The organism is Microbacterium sp. P2_F9, assembly GCF_056403635.1.
In genome coordinates, this window is record NZ_JBFUFC010000413.1 from 1 (window position 1) to 803 (window position 803).

General features: G+C 74.6%; 2 pseudogenes. One reads left to right on the forward strand and one right to left on the reverse strand.

The features are described from left to right. Window positions 1-598, forward strand: a pseudogene (locus tag AC1DVT_RS20460) (FUSC family protein); the annotation flags it as partial. 12 nt (window positions 599-610) lie between these two features. Here the strand turns inward: AC1DVT_RS20460 and AC1DVT_RS20465 are convergent. Then, window positions 611-803: pseudogene (locus tag AC1DVT_RS20465) on the reverse strand (class I SAM-dependent methyltransferase); the annotation flags it as partial.

An 803-nucleotide genomic window follows, 5' to 3' on the forward strand; every position in this document is an offset into this window, starting at 1 on the left:
CCGCAGCGTCGTGCGCACCGAGCTGCGCGAGGGGCACGCGGTCTTCGCCGCGGTCGACAGCGCCGCCGGCGCGCTCATCCAGGCGCTGCGCCGAGGCGACCGCCTGCGCGCCGAGCGCGGGCTCGAGAAGGCGCGCGGACTGCAGCCCCTCTTCGAGGAATGGCGTGTCGCGCTGGAGTCGGGCGCCGCGATCGCGCGCATCTCGCCGTTCCTGCGCCGCCAGCGCTTCGAGCTGCAGCGCCACGAGCGGATCCGCCGGTCGATGGATCTCGCCATCCGGAATCTGCGGGTCATCGCGCGCCGTGTGGTGTACCTCTGCGACGACGGGGTGGCCCGCCCCGTGGCGGCGGACGTGCTCGCCGACATCATGCGCGCCGCCGACGTGGTCGCGGGCTCGCTCGATGACATCGCGCTCGAGCCGATCGCGCGCGAGAGCCTGCTCTCGATCGCCGCACGCCTGGACCCGCGCACGATCATCCCCGACGCCGCCCTCGGCGATCAGGGCCTGATCGCGGCCCTCCGGCCGCTGGTCGTCGACCTTCTCACGGCGACCGGGATGCCGGATGCCGCGGCTCGCGCCGCCGTTCCGCGCATCTGAGGCGGCTCAGAGTCACGTCCCCGGCGCGACAGCCGCCCACGGCACCGTGACCTCGCCGAGGCGCCAGCGCGCGCGCTGAGGCAACGGCCATCCGGCCCCGGCCAGCGCGTCGAGCGTGGTCTGCCAGCGGTGCACCGGACCGAACGGCGAGACGACGGCGGCGCGGTCCCATTCGGTGTCCAGGTCTCGGAGGAAGGCATGGATC